The organism is Streptosporangium sp. NPDC049046 (genome assembly GCF_040649155.1).
Taxonomy (GTDB): Bacteria; Actinomycetota; Actinomycetes; order Streptosporangiales; family Streptosporangiaceae; genus Streptosporangium.
In genome coordinates this window covers 450,083-465,354 of record NZ_JBEZEZ010000001.1, presented here as the reverse complement: position 1 = coordinate 465,354, position 15,272 = coordinate 450,083, and the positions used below count along the sequence as shown (strand labels likewise).

The window sequence follows — 15,272 nt, the reverse complement described above, 5'->3', positions numbered from 1 at the left end:
ATGGACGCTGTCGAGTCCGACACCGCGGCCCTGGGCCGCGAGCAGCTCCGGCAGCGGATCGTCGAGGCTGCCGCCGGCCTGCTGGAGCGCGAGGGCCGCGACGCGGTCACCACCCGTGCGGTCGCGGTCGCGGCAGGAGTGCAACCACCGGCCATCTACCGCCTCTTCGGCGACAAGGACGGTCTGCTCGACGCGGTGGCCGAGTACGGTTTCGCCAGGTTTCTCAAGACCAAGCACATCGCCCAGGGTCCGCGGCATCCCGTGGATCCCGTGGAGGACCTGAGGGCCGGCTGGGACCTGGCGGTCGAGTTCGGCCTGGCCAATCCCGCGCTTTACACACTGATGTACAGCGAGCCCACGAAAGAGACATCGGCCGCCTTCAAGGCCGGCATGAAGACCCTGATGAGCCGTATCCGACGCCTCGCCGTCGGCGGTTGGCTCCGCGTCGACGAGGAACTCGCGGTCACACTCATCCACGCCACAGCGCGCGGTGCCGTGCTCACCTGGCTGACCCTGCCCGAGGACCGGCGCGACCCCGCCCTGCTGACCACTCTCCGGGAATCCATGATCGCTGCCGTGACCAACCGGGAGCCGGCCGTGCAGGAATCGGGACCGGCCGGTGCGGCCCGCGCGCTCCGCGCCGCGCTGCCCGAACAGACGACCCTCAGCAACGCGGAACGGCATCTGCTGACGGAGTGGCTCGATCGCCTTGCCGCCGACGGCTGAGACGTCGTTCCCAACAGGACGATCTTCAGGCGTGTCGGATCACCGGCACCGTGTCGGTCCTGACGCACAAAAGGTCCGTGGCCTCGTGGGGCCGCCCCACTCGGTCCGTCTCATCGGTCACGAAGTGATTTTGTGTGACAGCGGTGGCGGTGCGTGATTCTCGGAAACGCTCTTTTACAGGAGGAAGATCGAAGGAGGCGCCGCGGATGCCTGGCCGCCCGATCCGCCGGGCGGACGGCGACTCCACGACACCGCCCCGCGAACGGCGAAGGGCCCGGACACCGTGTGGTGTCCGGGCCCCTCTCGGGTGGCCGGGTGGTGCCGGCCGTGACGGATCAGCGGGTCAGGGACTTGTCCTCGCCGCCCTGGCCGACCGTCGCGTGCTCCTCGTGGCTCCCGTCGCCGATGGCGCCGTGACCCTCGCCGTGGCCGTGGCCGTCGTCCAGCGGGATCTTCTCGCCGCCGTACGCCGCGCTCATCTTGGCGCGGAGCCGGCCGAGCGGGCCGCGCATCCCCTTGGAGGGGATGTCGTCGCGACCCTTCGGACCCGCGCCGTCTCCGGAGACGATCGGGACCGCCTCCTTGCCCCGCATGTGGGCCTCGATCGCCTCGTGCGGCGGTACGTGGACCTCGATGTACTCGCCGTGGGGCAGCCGCTTGATCACACCGGACTCGACACCGTGGCCGATGATCGCCGCGTCGCTGCGCTGCAGGCCGAGGCAGATCCGGTAGGTGACGATGTAGGCGATCACGGGACCCGCGATGACCAGGAACCGGCCCGCGTAGGTCGTCCAGTTCAGCGAGATGTGGAAGAACGCGGAGATCTCGTCGTTGGCGCCCAGCAGCCACAGCACGCCGTAGAACGTGACCGCCGACATGCCGATCGCGGTGCGGTGCGGGTTGTTGCGGGGACGCTCCACGACGTGGTGCTCGCGGCGGTCCCCGGTGACCCACTGCTCGATGAACGGATACAGCGCCAGGCCCGTCATCACGATGCCCATCGGCACCAGGGCCGGGATGAGCACGCTCATCGCGATCGTGCCGCCCCCGGTGCCGAAGAGGTTGAGCTCCCAGGCGGGCATGAGGCGCAGCGAGCCTTCGAGGAAGCCCATGTAGAAGTCGGGCTGCGAGCCCGCCGAGATGTCGGCGGGGGTGTAGGGACCGTACAGCCAGATCGGGTTGATCTGGGCGAAGGTGCCCAGCAGCGCGATGACCCCGAAGGTGAACATGAAGTAGGCGCCGGCCTTGATCATGAAGGCCGGGTAGAACGGCGCGCCCACCACGTTCTCGTTGGTGCGGCCCTTGCCCGGCATCTGCGTGTGCTTCTGGACCCACATCAGGATCATGTGGGCCGAGATGAGCGCCAGCAGGATGGCCGGGATGAGCAGGATGTGGATCGAGTAGAAGCGGGCGATGACGTCCTCGCCCGGATACTCGCCGCCGAAGAGGAAGAACGTGAGCCAGGTGCCGATCAGCGGCAGCGAGATCGCCACACCCTCGGTGATCCGCAGACCGGCGCCGGAGAGCAGGTCGTCGGGGAGGGAGTAACCGGTCAGGCCCGCGAGCAGCGCCAGCGTCAGCAGCAGCACGCCGATCAGCCAGTTGAACTCACGGGGCTTGCGGTAGGCGCCGGTGAAGAACACCCGGAGCATGTGGACCATCATGCCGGCGATGAACAGCAGGGCCGCCCAGTGGTGCATCTGCCGCATCAGCAGACCGCCGCGTACGTCGAAGCTGATGCTCAGCGCCGAGGCGTACGCCTCGGACATGACGACGCCCTGCAGCGGACCGTAGGACCCGGTGTACTCGACGTGGCCCATGCCGGGCTTGAAGAAGAACGTCAGGAACGTGCCGGTCAGCAGCACGACGATGAACGAGTAGAGGGCGATCTCACCCAGCAGGAACGACCAGTGGTCGGGGAAGATCTTCCGGAGGTTGCGCCGGAGGAAGTTTCCCGCGCCGATACGGTCGTCGACGTAGGTGCTCGCGCCCTCGATGGGCTTGGGAACGGTCTCCATGCTCATTACTGTTGGGCTCCGTTCTCACGGACCTTGGCCTCGGCGTCGCCGCGCTCCCAGAAGCTGGGGCCGACGGGGACCGGGAAGTCCGCCGTTGCGACGAGGTATCCCTCATTATCGACGGCGATCGGCAGCTGAGGCAGGGGCCGGGCGGCCGGGCCGAAGATGACCTTGGCGCCGTCGGCGGCGTCGAAGGTCGACTGGTGACACGGGCACAGGATGTGGTGGGTGGTCTGCTCGTACAGGGCCGCAGGGCAGCCGACGTGCGTGCAGATCTTGGAGTACGCCACGATCCCGTCGTGTGTCCAGTTCAGGTTAGTTCCTGATTTGAGCTCCTCGGGACGGAACTTGATCAGGATCAGTGTGGCCTTGGCCAGCGCGTTCAGGTCGTGCTCGTATCCCTCGGGCACCACGGAGAGGATGCCGCCCGGGGAGTTGAAGTCGGCGGCCCTGATGGGGGAGCCGCTTCCCTCGACGATGAGCTTGCGCTGCTTGCCGTCCTTGGTCTTCTCTCCCCAGACGGTGTGCCGGAGCTTGGCGGGGAAGTCCGAGTAGCTCGGGCCGAGGTCGCGCAGCAGGACCAGCGGGGCGAGACCGAGGGGGGCGGCGGCGAGCAGCAGGGTGCGGCGCAGCAGCGGGCGCTTGAGGATGCCGCTCTCGTTCGCGCCCTGCACGAAGGTCGTGCCCACGTAGGACCTGGTCCCGGAGTCGGAGGCCATCGGGTGGCGCTCCTGGATCAGGTTGTACTTGGGCATGACCATGCGGGCCCAGGTCGTCATGCCCGCGGCCAGCCCGAGCAGCGCGAGCGTGAGCGAGGCGCCCAGCGCGAGGTTGGAGACCTGCGTGGTCTCGAGGTCGCCGACCTGGAAGACCACGTACGACACCACGAAGCCGATGCCGCCCAGGAAGGCGACGAGGAAGCACAGGGCGGCGTATCGCTCGCCCTTCTTCGCGGTCGCCTCGTCCTGCGGGGTCACACCGGGAACCTGGACGGACTCAGCCCTCCTCGGCTCCTCATGGCCGAGAAGGGAGGTGCTCGCCGCCGGGGAGGGGGTGCCGATCACGCGCTTGGGCGCGCGCTCCTCCGGCTGCTCGATGTCGTGATTGTTGTCAGTCATTTGGCCTGTCGCCTCTTCGCGGTGATCCAGATGGCGGCCAGGGAGAGGAGGCTGAGGCCGACGATCCAGGCCACCAGACCCTCCGTGACCGGGCCGATGCGGCCGAGACCGGCGCCACCCGGGTTGGGCTCCTCACGCACGCCCACGATGTAGGCGATCATGTCCCGCTTCTGCTCGGGGGTGATGATGCTGTCGTTGAACACCGGCATCGCCTGCGGACCGGTGATCATCGCCTCGTAGATCTGCCTCTCGGTGGCCTCGTGCAGCGGCGGTGCGTACTTGCCCTGGGTCAGGGCGCCGCCGGAGCCGACGAAGTTGTGGCACTGGATGCAGTTCGCGCGAAACAGCTCGCCACCCCTGGCCTTGTCGCCCTTGGAGGCGTCGACCTGCTCGTCGGTCGGGATGGTCGGGCCACCGCCGAGTGACTGCACGTAGGCGGCGAGCTGCCGGACGGTGTCCTCGTTGACCCAGGGCGCCGGGGGCTTGCGCGGTGCCTGCGCGCCGGGGTTGGCCAGGGGCATGCGGCCGCTGCTGACCTGGAAGTCCACGGAGGCGGCGCCGACGCCGATCAGGGTCGGACCCTGGGCGGTGCCCTCGGCGTTGAGACCGTGGCAGCTGGAGCAGCTCTGCTCGAAGAGCTTCTTGCCCTCCGCCACGTCGTCGGCCCTGCCGGAAGCGATGGCGGCGTCGGCCTGCCGGCTCGGAGAGATCGAGAGCACGACGGTGTAGACACCGCCTATCAGGCCCAGGGCCAGGAGCAGGACGGCGTATCTCGCGAGGGGATGCCGCCGCCCAGCGGTGATCCTATTCACAGAGATCCCCGATTCCTTAGTGAATGCCATAGATGGTTACGAAAAGCCCGATCCAGACCACATCGACGAAGTGCCAGTAGTAGGACACGACGATCGCGCTGGTCGCCTGCTCACGGGTGAAGCGCTTCGCGGCGTACGTGCGTCCCAGCATGAACAGGAACGCGATCAGTCCACCCGTCACGTGCAGGCCGTGGAAGCCGGTGGTGAGGTAGAACACGGAGTCGTACGCGGAGTGCGACAGCGTGTGCCCCTCGTGGACCAGCTCGCTGTACTCGTACAGCTGGCCGGCCACGAACACGGAGCCCAGCACGAAGCTGACGATGTACCAGAAGCGCAGCTTGGCGACCTGGCCCTTCTCGGCCGCCCACACGCCCAGCTGGCAGGTCACACTGGACAGGACCAGGATGATCGTGTTGCCCAGGGCGAACGGGATGTTCAGATGGGCCTCGGGCCAGGGAAGTCCCTGGCCGATGCTCACCGACCGGATGGTGAAGTACATCGCGAACAGCGCCGCGAAGAACATGAGCTCGGAGGACAGCCAGACGATCGTCCCGACGCTGACCAGATCGGGCCGGCGGGACGAGTGTGCTGTCGTCGTCGTTGAAATTGCGGATGCTGTCGCCACGGGCAGCATTATTGCGGCTCTCCTGCTCGGGTCGCCGCACGACCCCCCGTTAGGGGGTGCATACGCCCCCTCAAAGTGGACGTATAGGGCAATTTCCTCGGGGCTGGCTCCGGCCTGGGTCTCCGGAGCGGCCGACCGGTAGCATCCCAGGTGACCATACATCGACGAGGGATAGTGAGCGCGACCGTGAGCACCGACGACAAGATGAGGGTTCTCGTCTACAGCGACGACGCGAGCACCCGCGAGAAGGTGCGGCAGGCGATCGGCCGCCGCCCCGCCGGAGACGTGCCCCTCGTGGAGATCGTGGAGTGCGCCACCCACGCCAAGGTCGTCCAGCACTTCGACTCCGGGGAGATCGACGTCGCAGTGCTCGACGCCGAGGCTCAGCCGGCCGGAGGCATGGGCGTGGCCCGCCAGGCCAAGGACGAGGTCCACGACTGCCCGCCGATCTGCCTGCTGATCGCCCGTCGCGACGACCGCTGGCTCGCCGAGTGGTCGCGCGCCGAGGCCGTCGTGCCGCAGCCGATCGACCCGGTCGTCCTCGCCGAGACCGTCGCCGACCTGATGCGCCGCCGCTCCTCCACCCGCCTGTCCGCCCGCTAGCCCCTCGGAACCCCCCTGGAGAGACCTCTGATGGACGCGCGCACCACCTGGCCCGCGCTGTTGTCCGCCCTGCTCGCGGGCGAGCACCTGACGGCCGACGAGACCGCCTGGGCGATGAACCAGATCATGTCGGGCTCCGCCACATCCGCCCAGATCGCGGGCTTCGCGGTGGCGCTGAGGGCGAAGGGCGAGACGGTCGCGGAGGTGACCGGCCTGGCGCGCACGATGCTGGAGCGGGCCACCCCGCTCTCGGTCACCGGTCCCGTCGTCGACGTGGTCGGCACCGGCGGCGACCGGGCACACACCGTCAACGTCTCGACCATGGCCGCGATCGTGGCCGCCGCGGCGGGGGCGAGGGTCGTCAAGCACGGCAACCGGGCCGCCTCCTCCTCCTGCGGGGCCGCCGACGTCCTGGAACACCTCGGGATCGTGCTCGACCTCGCCCCGGCCGACACCGCGAGGGTCGCCGTGGAGGCCGGGATCGCCTTCTGCTTCGCGCCGGTCTACCACCCGGCGCTGCGCTTCGCGGGCCCGCCGCGCAAGGAGCTCGGCATCCCCACGGTCTTCAACTTCCTCGGCCCGCTGACCAACCCGGCCAGGCCCGCGGCCCAGGCGATCGGCATCTTCGACGAGGGCATGCTCCCCGTCGTCGCGGGCGTCTTCGCCGAGCGCGGGGTCTCCGCCCTGGTCTTCAGGGGTGACGACGGGCTGGACGAGCTCACCATCGCGACGACCTCCACGGTCTGGGTGGTGCGCCAGGGCGCGATGGAGAAGGTGGTCTTCGACCCGGCCGCCCTCGACATCCCCAGGGCGGCGCCCGACGCGCTGCGCGGGGGGGATGTGGAGTTCAACGCCCAGGCCGTCCGCGACCTGGTCGGCGGCAAGACGGGACCGGTCCGTGACGCGGTGCTGCTGAACGCCGCCGCCGCGCTGGTCGCCCTCGACGGCACGGGCGAGGGCGCGGGCGCAGGTGACGACCTGAACGCCGCGCTGGCCGCGGGCTATGAGCGCGCGACGCGGGCCGTCGACTCCGGCGCCGCCGCCGAGACCCTCGATCGCTGGGTCGAGGTCAGCCGGGCGCTCGCGCCGTCCTGACCCTCGATCGGCAGGTCCTCCCCTCTTGGGCGGATGGAAGATCCGCCCAAGAGAGGATGTGTCGCCGAGGGGAGCCGTTCTAGATTGCGGCCATGTGGCGTGTTGACCCCCTGGACGAGCAGGTGCTCCCCATCGTGCTGTCGTGCGCGGCGCTCGCACTGGGCGTGGCCGTGGCGAGCCTGGTGTGGGAGCGCAGGCTCCTGCTGCTGAGGCTCAGGTCCTGGGAGGCCAGGTTCGCCGACCAGGGGGAGGCCCTGGCCGGTGCCCGGCTCGCGCAGCGGCGGGCACGCATCGCCCGCGAGCTGCACGACGTCGTCGCCCACGGGATCAGCATGATGACCCTCGGGGTGGGCGCCGGACGGATGATCATGGACAAGGATCCCGAGCGGGCCAGGCAGACCCTGCGGGTGGCCGAGGAGACGGGACGCCAGGCACTCGTCGAGCTCCAGCGCACCCTCTCGTTGCTCGACCTCGACGGCCCCTCGACCGGCAGGACGCCACAGCCCAGGCTGTCCGACCTTCGCGACCTGCTCGCCGAGGTCGGGGAGAAGGGCCTGCGGGTGGACGTGGTCGAGGACGGCAGGCCCGCCGAGGTCGGGCTCGCCCTCGAACTGGTGGCCTACCGCATCGTCCAGGAGGCGCTCGCCAACACCCTGAGGCACGCCGGTGCCCGTTCGGCCCGCGTCACCCTGCGCTGGCGGCCGGGTTTCCTCGACGTCCTGGTACGGGACGACGGCAGGACCGTCCCCTCGGCCGCCGCGGGGCACGGCCTGCTCGGCATGCGCGAGCGGGCCACCCTGTTCGGCGGGACGCTGGCGGCGGGGACCCTGCCCGGTGGTGGGTTCGAGGTGCGGGCGAGATTGCCCACCGCGGGCGAGGTGGGAGGCCGCACGGGTGGGGCGGACGAGGGGGACGTCACCGTCGTCGGGCCGCTCCGGGGATTCGCCGGGGTCGGCGAGGCGGACGAGGACGACACGGTCCCGGTCTCGCGCCCCGCCTCGGCCCGTACGGGGGAGGATGCCTCAAGCCCCGGCACGGGGTGAGGATGCCGCCGGGCCCGCTGCGCGTTCTGTCTCGGCCCGTACGGGTGGGGATGCCGCCTTCTCCGGTCCCGGCGGGAGGTGAGGGATCCGCCGGGCCCGCCCCACGCGCCGTTCCGCCCGTACGGACGAGGACGCGGCCGTCCGTGGGAGCCGGCATGAGCCGAGGATGCCGGGCCTGCGCTCCGGCTCGGCCCGTGCAGGCCGAGGTCATACCCCGGTGCTCGCCTACATCGTCTCCGTCAGTCGGACTCGCCGAGGCCGATCGAGAAGGCGGCGTCCAGGTCGTGCCGCGAGTAGGCGCGGAAGGCGACGTGGGTCTCGGTGTGCAGCACTCCGTCGACCTTGTTGATCCGGCCGGGGACGACCTCGGCGATCTCCTCGTAGGAGGTGACGCGGACCATGGCCATCAGGTCGTACTCCCCGGTTATGGAGTAGACCTCGCTCACCCCGTCGATCTCGGCGACCGTCTGGGCGACCTCGGGGATCCGGTCCACCTCGGCGTTGATGTGAACGATCGCGGTGACCACGAGCTTCCTCCTCGTTGAGTGCGGCTTGCCGCCTCAGAAGCTATCAGCGCGGCCGTCAGCGCAGCGGGCGGCCCTCACGTGCCCTGCGCGGCTCGGCCGTCTGGTAGGCGCGGTCGATGCGGGCCTTGAGCCGGCCCGCGCCGGAGACGGGCAGGCTCCAGGTGCCCTCCACCTGCACCAGCCGCACCCCCGGCGACTCCAGCCAGCGCAGGACGCACTCCGTCTCCTCCGCGCTGGCGGCGTGGACCGGCCCGGGCCCTCGCGCCACCGTCTCCGCGGTGGCGGTCAGCGCCTCGACGAACGGGGTGGGGTGGGCGCCCCTCGGCATCACCCCGGCCGAGGCGAGCCGCCCGTAGCGGACGACGTGGATCTCCCAGGCGCCGTCGGGCAGGGGGGCGGCGGCGACCATCTGGGAGATCGTGGTCAGCGATCGCAGCCGTTGCATGCGGGCCGAGGTGCGGACGTAGGAGGCGAGCCGGTCGCGGTCGGCCGCGGCCTCCTCGTAGCGCTGGTCCAGGGCGAGGCGCTCCATCCTGGCCTCGATCGCGGAGAAGACCGGGGCCGCGTCCAGCTCCATGGCCCGGCGGGCCGCCACGACGTGCACGGCGTACTCGTCCGGGCTCTGGCGGCCCTCGCACGGCGCCCCGCACCTCCCGATCTCGGCGAGGGCGCAGGCGGAACGCCTGGTGCGCGGGGTGATCCGTTCGGTGCACTGCCGCAGCGGGACCGTCTCGTGCAGGGCCGTGCGGGCGTCCTCGGCGGCGCGGACGCTGTTGAACGGGCCCAGGTAGGAGGCCGCGTCGTCCTTGACCTCGCGGACGACCGACAGGCGGGGGAACGGCTCGTCGGTCAGCTTGAGCCAGAACATCTTCTCGGGGAAGCGCGACCTGCGGTTGTAGCGGGGCTTGGCCGAGCCGATCAGCCGCAGCTCCCTCACCTCGGCCTCCAGCGAGGTCGCACAGCCGATGGTCCGCACCCTCGCGGCGATGCCGATCATCTCGCGGACGCGGGGCCTGGTCTCGCTCGCGGTGAAGTAACCGCGCACGCGGTTGCGCAGGTTGGTGCTCTTGCCGACGTAGAGCGGGTCGCCGCCCTCGTCCTCGAACACGTAGACGCCGGGACCCGCGGGAACCGCGTCGGCCAGGTGCCGCTTGCGACGCTGCTCGGGGGTGGGAGCGCGGACGAAGCCCTTGAGCTCCTCCAGCGTCCGCACCCCGAAGGAGCCCGCCCGCTCCAGCAGGGCGTGCAGCACGTCGACGGTGGCCTGCGCGTCGGCGAGCGCCCGGTGGCAGGGCTCGGTGCCGCTGAAGATCCTGGCCAGGGTGGCCAGCTTGCAGTTGGGCGCCTCGTCGCGGGTGAGCAGCTTGCGGGCGAGATCGACGGTGTCGACGACCTGGTGGGCCGGCGGGGGATACCCGTGCGCGGCGCAGGCCGCCTTGAGGAATCCGAGGTCGAACCCCGCGTTGTGCGCCACGAGGGTGGAACCCGTGGCGAACTCCAGGAAGGACGGCAGCACCGACTCGATCCTCGGCGCGGCCACCACCATGCTGTCGGTGATGCCCGTCAGCACCGAGATGAACGGCGGGATCGGCGAGCCGGGGTCGACCAGGGTGGCGAACTCGCCGAGCACCTCGCCGCCCCTGACCTTGACGGCGCCGATCTCGGTGATCGCGTGCTCGCCCGCGGAGACGCCGGTGGTCTCCAGGTCGAACACGACGAAGGTGACCTGGCTGAGCGGGGTGCCCAGCTCGTCGAGTGTTCCCTGTACGGCGTAGTCCACGATTCACGACCATAGAAGCCTCGACCGACATTTACCGCACCGGCCTCTTCCGCGCCCGGTGCGCGCCGGGCGCGGGGAGAGCCCGCGGCCTCCACGGATCCGCGAGGGCCTCCGACGGGCCTTCGATCGGGCTTCCGACGGGCTTTCGAGTGCCTTCACGAGTGCCTTCAGGGGGACTTTCACGGGTGTTCTCTCCGGGGCCTCAGCCCCAGTGGCTTCCGTCCAGCATCCGTTCGAGGGCGGCCCGGTGCATCACCAGGTCGTCGGGATCGCCCGGCATGACCCGCTCGCCGAAGTGGATCCTGCGGTGCTCGATGCGGGCCATGATGATGCCGTGCCTGAGGGCGGCGTACGTCTCGTAGAACTCCATGTCCCGAGGCTTGTATCCCGTTATTTCGTAGTACGTCTGGCAGACATCCTCGCGCCGCATGAAGTCCGGCATCCCCGGCAGTTCCATGAACTCGGTGATCTCCTGGAAGAAGGCGTGCAGGAAGATCATCCAGGAGATGTCCAGCTCACGGGGGCCGATCGCGGCCATCTCCCAGTCGAGCACCGCCACGGGGGTGAAGTCCTGGTACATCACGTTGCCGATACGGGCGTCACCCCAGTTCAGCACGTCGGGTCCGGGATCCGCCGGCCAGTGCTCCTCCAGCCAGGCGAACGCCCGCTCCAGCAGCGGCACGGGCATGGAGCCGTGCGCCCACTCGTAGTAGGCCCGCTGTTCCTCGACGTGCCTGCGCAACGCCGTTTCGCCCGTCCCCGGGCTCCGCAGGGGGCGTAGCTCCTCCGCGGTGAACCGGGCGTCGTGCAGCGTGGCCAGGATCTCGACGCTGCCGCGCTGCAGCCGGTCGCGGTCGGCGGGGGAGGCGTCCAGCAGCCGGCTCCCGAAGGTGTAGGGCATCACGTCCGGCGGTATGTCGCCGGTGAGCCGCTCCATCACGAAGAACGGGGCGCCCAGCGGGCCGGGGTCGGGCTCGTACCACAGGGTCCGGGGCGCGAGCACGCCCGCGCGCTCCCTCGCCAGCCGCATGACCTCGTACTGCCTGCCGAGGTCGTAGCCGGGGAAGACCGGGACGGCCTCGTCCGCCGGGGCCATCCGTGCGACGCACGGAAGGTCGTACCCGCCCTCGGCCGAGGTCCAGGAGGCGTCGAAGAACAGGGTCTCGCTGGACATGCCGTTGTTCAGGGGACGGGAAAGCGGAGAGATCGTGACCGGGCCTCCCACCCTCAGGGAGAGCCACGACCTCATCCGCTCGCGTAACTCCCCGAGGTCGCGGGTCGAGGTCCGTATCTTCTCGCTCCGCCGGTCGTGCTCGTTCGTCGGCTCATGCATCGCGCTCTCCCGGGTGGCGTACGTCACAAGGTGATCCGCACAGTCGTAACCCAGCAGCAAGCGCTTGTCCATAAAGCGTTCACGGCCTCGTCGATCACCGGCCCACGTACGGTCAGGTCGGGGTCACGGTGCGGTAGCCGTACCCTTGACGTGAAGACCGATCCGAGTAGGGGCCGTGATGAGTTCAGCCGGAGAGGGCCTGTCTCGTCCGTTACCCGAGCAGGTTCGCTTACACGTCGTGGAGCTGGCCGCCCAGATCCTCGGTTCGATGCCCGCGGCCTCGGTGCCACTGCCGCTGAAGGGGATCGCCAGGTTCGATCCCCGCAAGAGGGCCAGGCTGGGCGGCGCCCCGATCGCCGCGCAGCTGGAGGTCGACAAGAAGTTCCGTGAGCTGGTCGCGGAGACGCTGACCGCGGGCTGGCCCGAGCTGGTCGCGAGCCTGGCCGAGGGCACGGTCCCGCCGGCGGCCGAGCCCGTCATGGTGGCCGCCGCCGCATACCTGACCAGGCCGCCGGGCTGGGCGGACATGGTGGAGGCGGCCCGCGCCGAGCTGGAGAGGTCGGCCGTCGCGGCCGAGGGCTCCGCCCAGGAGCAGACGGTCTCCCGGCTGCGCGAGCAGCTGGCCGCCCAGAAGACCGCGGCCAAGGAGGAGTCCGAGCGGCTGCGCGAGCAGCTCAAGACCTCACGTTCGGAGGTCTCCGACCTGCGCCGCAGGCTGCACGAGGCCCGCGAGCGGACCAAGGCGGCCGAGGCGCGTGCCGCCGCGGCCCAGGAGGTGGCCGACGAGGCCAAGGCCGCCGCGCTCTCGGCGGGCAGCACCGTGGAGAGCGAGCTGCGCCGCCTGCGCGAGCGGCTCGCCGACGCCGAGCGGCAGCTGGAGTCGACGCGCAGGGCCGCGCGCGAGGGCCGCAGCGTGGAGGACACCAAGGTCCGGATGCTGCTCGACGCCCTGCAGGACGCCGCCGCCGGGCTGCGCAGGGAGCTCGCCCTGCCCTCGGGCATCCACCGTCCCGCCGACTCGGTCGCCTCGGTGGCGCCGGGCAGGCAGGGGGTCCAGGCGGTTCCCGCGCGGGCGCTCGCCGACGACGACCCCGCCCTGCTCGACCAGTTGCTCGCGCTGCCGCAGATCCATCTGATCGTCGACGGCTACAACGTGACCAAGGCCGGTTACGGAACGTTCACCCTGGCCGACCAGCGAAGCCGCCTTCTCACCGGTCTCGGCGCGCTCTACGCGCAGACCCGCACCGAGCTGACCTGCGTCTTCGACGGCGCCGAGCTGAACGGGCCGGTCCCGGTGTCGGCACCCAGGGGGGTGCGCGTGCTGTTCAGCGCCCCGAACCAGATCGCCGACGACCTGATCCGCCAGCTGGTCCGCGCCGAGCCCGCGGGACGCGCGATCGCGGTGGTCTCCTCGGATCGCGAGGTGGCCGAGTCGGTGCGCAGGATGGGCGCGAGGCCGGTGCCCTCGGTGCTTCTTCTCAGACGTCTGGGCCGCGCGTAAACCTTTTGAGGTCGTGGGGCATCGGATCACCCAGGAGGCTCGATTCGTTGACTTTCTCCCCACGGCTGAAGGCGGGGGTCTCCGTGCTGAAAGGGTCCAGATGAAGAAGATCATAACGCTCGCCCTCGCCGTCCTGGCCGCAGGGGCGACCGTCACCACCCCCGCGACGGCCGAGGCGGCCGCCATTCCCAGGGGTTTCCTGCTGTACGAGAAGGACGCGGCCAAGAAGGACAACGATCCCGAGACCAACTGGACGGTCGGCAACTCGGCGAAGGCCAGGCTCGCCGTCAACCCGTGCGACAGGCGCACACTGGCCGCGACCGGCCGCGTGGCCGCCCGGACGGTGACCTTCACCGGCGTGCCGGACTTCATGAAGGTCGAGCAGGTGATCCTGTACGGCTCACGGGCCTCGGCCGCCTCGGCCGTCGCCCAGGTGCGTGCCGCCCTGGTCAAGTGCGCGGCCAGGACCGACTCCGGCGCGAGTTACCGCTACGCCTCCTCGCGCCTGACCGGGCTCGGTGACGAGGCGCTGAGGATCTCCGGCCAGGTCTACTACGGCAGGAAGGCAGGGGTGGGCGGTGACCGGAGCGTGCTGGTCAGGAAGGGCAACGCCGTCCTGGTCTATCTCTGGGCGGGGGAGTACGACAAGCCGGGGAAGGGGGACTGGAGCGTCCAGTTGCGCGACGCCAGGAGGATGACCGCCAAGATCTGCGACATCGCCGCCTGCGGGTAGTGCGACCGGAGTACCGGCGGGGGTGCTTCCCGCGGCCGGGACACCACCTGTTCCCAGAGGGCGCTTCCCGCGGTGCCCCCCTGCGGCCGAGGTACCGCTCCTGACAGGGCCGTCTCCCGCGGCCGACGACGCCCTCCGGGGAGAAAACCGTCGGCCGCGGGTAAAGCGGTCACCTGCGAACAAGGAGCAAACCCGGTGAAAAGGTGAGTCAACCATTACTTCTTCTGTACTATTCGCCGCAGGTCTGGTGCAGTCGGGAGGCGTTGACGTGGCCGTGGCGGGTTTGCCGGTTGGACTGATTCGGATACCGGTGGCGGTAGGGCTCGCTCTCGCGTTGTTGACGATGCCGGTGAGCGGAGCGTCCGCCCAGCTGAGGCCGACCCCCGCCGAGGCGAAGAAGAAGCTGGAGAAGCTCAACGAGCAGGCCGACCAGATCGTCGAGAAGTACAACCAGGCCTCGGAGAAGTGGAAGCGGGCCAGGAAGAAGTACGGCGATCTGAACGCCGATCTGACCCGCCAGAACAAGCAGGTCGCCGGGCTGCGCAAGGAGCTCGTCTCGATGGCCGTCAGCAGCTACCAGGTCGGGTCGATCAACGGCTGGGAAGGCATGATCTACCAGTCCGACCCCGGTGCCCTGCTGAGCGGCCTGGCGGCCGCCGACCAGATGTCCACCTCCCGCGCCCAGTCGCTGAACGCCTTCGACGAGGCCACCAAGGCGCTGCGGATCGGCCGGGACGAGGCGAAGAAGGCCCTGGTCGACGCCGACAAGACGCGGGACGAGCTGGCCGAGGAGAAGGCCAAGGCCGAAAAGATGGTGAGGGCACAGACGAAGCTCCTGCGCGAGCTCAACGCCTTCAAGGTGGGCAACCCGCAGAGCACCGGGGTCCAGTACACCGGCTCAGCCTCGGGCAACGCCCGCGCCGCCCTGCAGTTCGCCTTCGCCCAGATCGGCAAGCCCTACCGGTACGGCGGCACGGGTCCCAGCGGCTGGGACTGCTCCGGTCTGGTCCAGAGCGCCTGGCGCAACGGGGGAGTCTCCCTTCCCCGGACGACCTGGGAGCAGTGGAGCTGGGGTGCGAGCCGCAAGGTCTCCCTGAGCGACCTCCAGCCCGGCGACCTCATCTTCAGCGAGGGCCTCGGCCACGTCAGCATGTACGCGGGCAACGGCCAGATCGTGCACGCCCCGCAGACGGGCGACGTCGTCAAGACCGTTCCGCTGTCGTCCTACGGCCGTCGCATCGTCGGAGCCGTCCGCCCCTGAGCGTTGCCCCCGCAGCGTTGCCCTGCAGCGTTGTCAGTGGCCGTCAGTGGCCGCCATGGCTCCCCGGTGGCGCCCGGTGCCCCAGGCGGTCCCCCGG

Annotated in this window: 14 protein-coding genes; 7 read left to right on the top strand and 7 right to left on the bottom strand. The window is 70.2% G+C overall.

Going from position 1 to position 15,272, the window contains the following annotated elements:
* Complete coding sequence (locus AB0B96_RS01945; protein WP_362895693.1) at positions 1–726, top strand: TetR/AcrR family transcriptional regulator; 726 nt, start codon at positions 1–3, stop codon at positions 724–726.
* 335 nt (positions 727–1,061) lie between these two features.
* Here the strand turns inward: AB0B96_RS01945 and AB0B96_RS01940 are convergent, their stop codons facing one another.
* Genes AB0B96_RS01940 through AB0B96_RS01925 form a run of 4 tightly spaced genes read right to left on the bottom strand, consistent with a single transcriptional unit; the run spans position 1,062 to position 5,308 of the window.
* Positions 1,062–2,750, bottom strand: coding sequence for a cytochrome bc complex cytochrome b subunit (locus AB0B96_RS01940; protein ID WP_362895691.1), 1,689 nt, complete (start codon positions 2,748–2,750; stop codon positions 1,062–1,064).
* Positions 2,750–3,862 carry a Rieske 2Fe-2S domain-containing protein gene (locus tag AB0B96_RS01935; protein WP_362895689.1) on the bottom strand — a complete coding sequence of 371 codons (1,113 nt, stop codon included), beginning with the start codon at positions 3,860–3,862 and terminating at the stop codon, positions 2,750–2,752. Before AB0B96_RS01935 ends, AB0B96_RS01940 begins: the two co-directional genes overlap by 1 nt.
* Positions 3,859–4,674, bottom strand: a complete 816-nt coding sequence (locus AB0B96_RS01930) for a c-type cytochrome (protein ID WP_350947474.1) — start codon at positions 4,672–4,674, stop codon at positions 3,859–3,861. The genes AB0B96_RS01935 and AB0B96_RS01930 overlap by 4 nt, the downstream gene beginning before the upstream one ends.
* A 16-nt stretch (positions 4,675–4,690) precedes the next feature.
* Positions 4,691–5,308, bottom strand: a complete 618-nt coding sequence (locus AB0B96_RS01925) for a heme-copper oxidase subunit III (protein WP_350947475.1) — start codon at positions 5,306–5,308, stop codon at positions 4,691–4,693.
* Positions 5,309–5,503: 195 nt separating this feature from the next.
* On the opposite strand from AB0B96_RS01925, the gene AB0B96_RS01920 reads away from it, so the two are divergent.
* The 3 genes from AB0B96_RS01920 (at position 5,504) to AB0B96_RS01910 (ending at position 8,040) form a co-directional block, all read left to right on the top strand.
* Complete coding sequence (locus tag AB0B96_RS01920) at positions 5,504–5,902, top strand: hypothetical protein (protein ID WP_350947507.1); 399 nt, start codon at positions 5,504–5,506, stop codon at positions 5,900–5,902.
* Between the two features lie 30 nt (positions 5,903–5,932).
* Positions 5,933–6,997 (top strand): anthranilate phosphoribosyltransferase, encoded by a 1,065-nt coding sequence (gene trpD, locus AB0B96_RS01915; RefSeq protein ID WP_362895686.1) that lies wholly within the window; start codon positions 5,933–5,935, stop codon positions 6,995–6,997.
* Between the two features lie 92 nt (positions 6,998–7,089).
* Positions 7,090–8,040, top strand: a complete 951-nt coding sequence (locus tag AB0B96_RS01910; RefSeq protein WP_362895684.1) for a histidine kinase — start codon at positions 7,090–7,092, stop codon at positions 8,038–8,040.
* A 239-nt stretch (positions 8,041–8,279) separates the two neighbouring features.
* On the opposite strand, the gene AB0B96_RS01905 is transcribed toward AB0B96_RS01910, so the two are convergent.
* The 3 genes from AB0B96_RS01905 to AB0B96_RS01895 all read right to left on the bottom strand — a co-directional run bounded on the left by AB0B96_RS01905 (position 8,280) and on the right by AB0B96_RS01895 (position 11,680).
* Complete coding sequence (locus tag AB0B96_RS01905; RefSeq protein ID WP_350947478.1) at positions 8,280–8,567, bottom strand: Lrp/AsnC ligand binding domain-containing protein; 288 nt, start codon at positions 8,565–8,567, stop codon at positions 8,280–8,282.
* Positions 8,568–8,622: 55 nt separating this feature from the next.
* Positions 8,623–10,347 (bottom strand): DEDD exonuclease domain-containing protein, encoded by a 1,725-nt coding sequence (locus tag AB0B96_RS01900; protein ID WP_362895682.1) that lies wholly within the window; start codon positions 10,345–10,347, stop codon positions 8,623–8,625.
* A 202-nt stretch (positions 10,348–10,549) separates the two neighbouring features.
* The gene (locus AB0B96_RS01895) at positions 10,550–11,680 is read right to left on the bottom strand and encodes a phosphotransferase family protein (protein ID WP_362895680.1); all 1,131 of its coding nucleotides are present in this window, start codon (positions 11,678–11,680) and stop codon (positions 10,550–10,552) included.
* Between the two features lie 178 nt (positions 11,681–11,858).
* Between AB0B96_RS01895 and AB0B96_RS01890 the strand changes: the two genes are divergently transcribed.
* The 3 genes from AB0B96_RS01890 (at position 11,859) to AB0B96_RS01880 (ending at position 15,175) form a co-directional block, all read left to right on the top strand.
* Complete coding sequence (locus tag AB0B96_RS01890; protein ID WP_350947481.1) at positions 11,859–13,181, top strand: NYN domain-containing protein; 1,323 nt, start codon at positions 11,859–11,861, stop codon at positions 13,179–13,181.
* Between the two features lie 100 nt (positions 13,182–13,281).
* Positions 13,282–13,914, top strand: a complete 633-nt coding sequence (locus AB0B96_RS01885; RefSeq protein ID WP_362895678.1) for a hypothetical protein — start codon at positions 13,282–13,284, stop codon at positions 13,912–13,914.
* A 343-nt stretch (positions 13,915–14,257) separates the two neighbouring features.
* Positions 14,258–15,175 (top strand): NlpC/P60 family protein, encoded by a 918-nt coding sequence (locus AB0B96_RS01880; RefSeq protein WP_362895842.1) that lies wholly within the window; start codon positions 14,258–14,260, stop codon positions 15,173–15,175.
* Positions 15,176–15,272 lie beyond the last annotated feature (97 nt).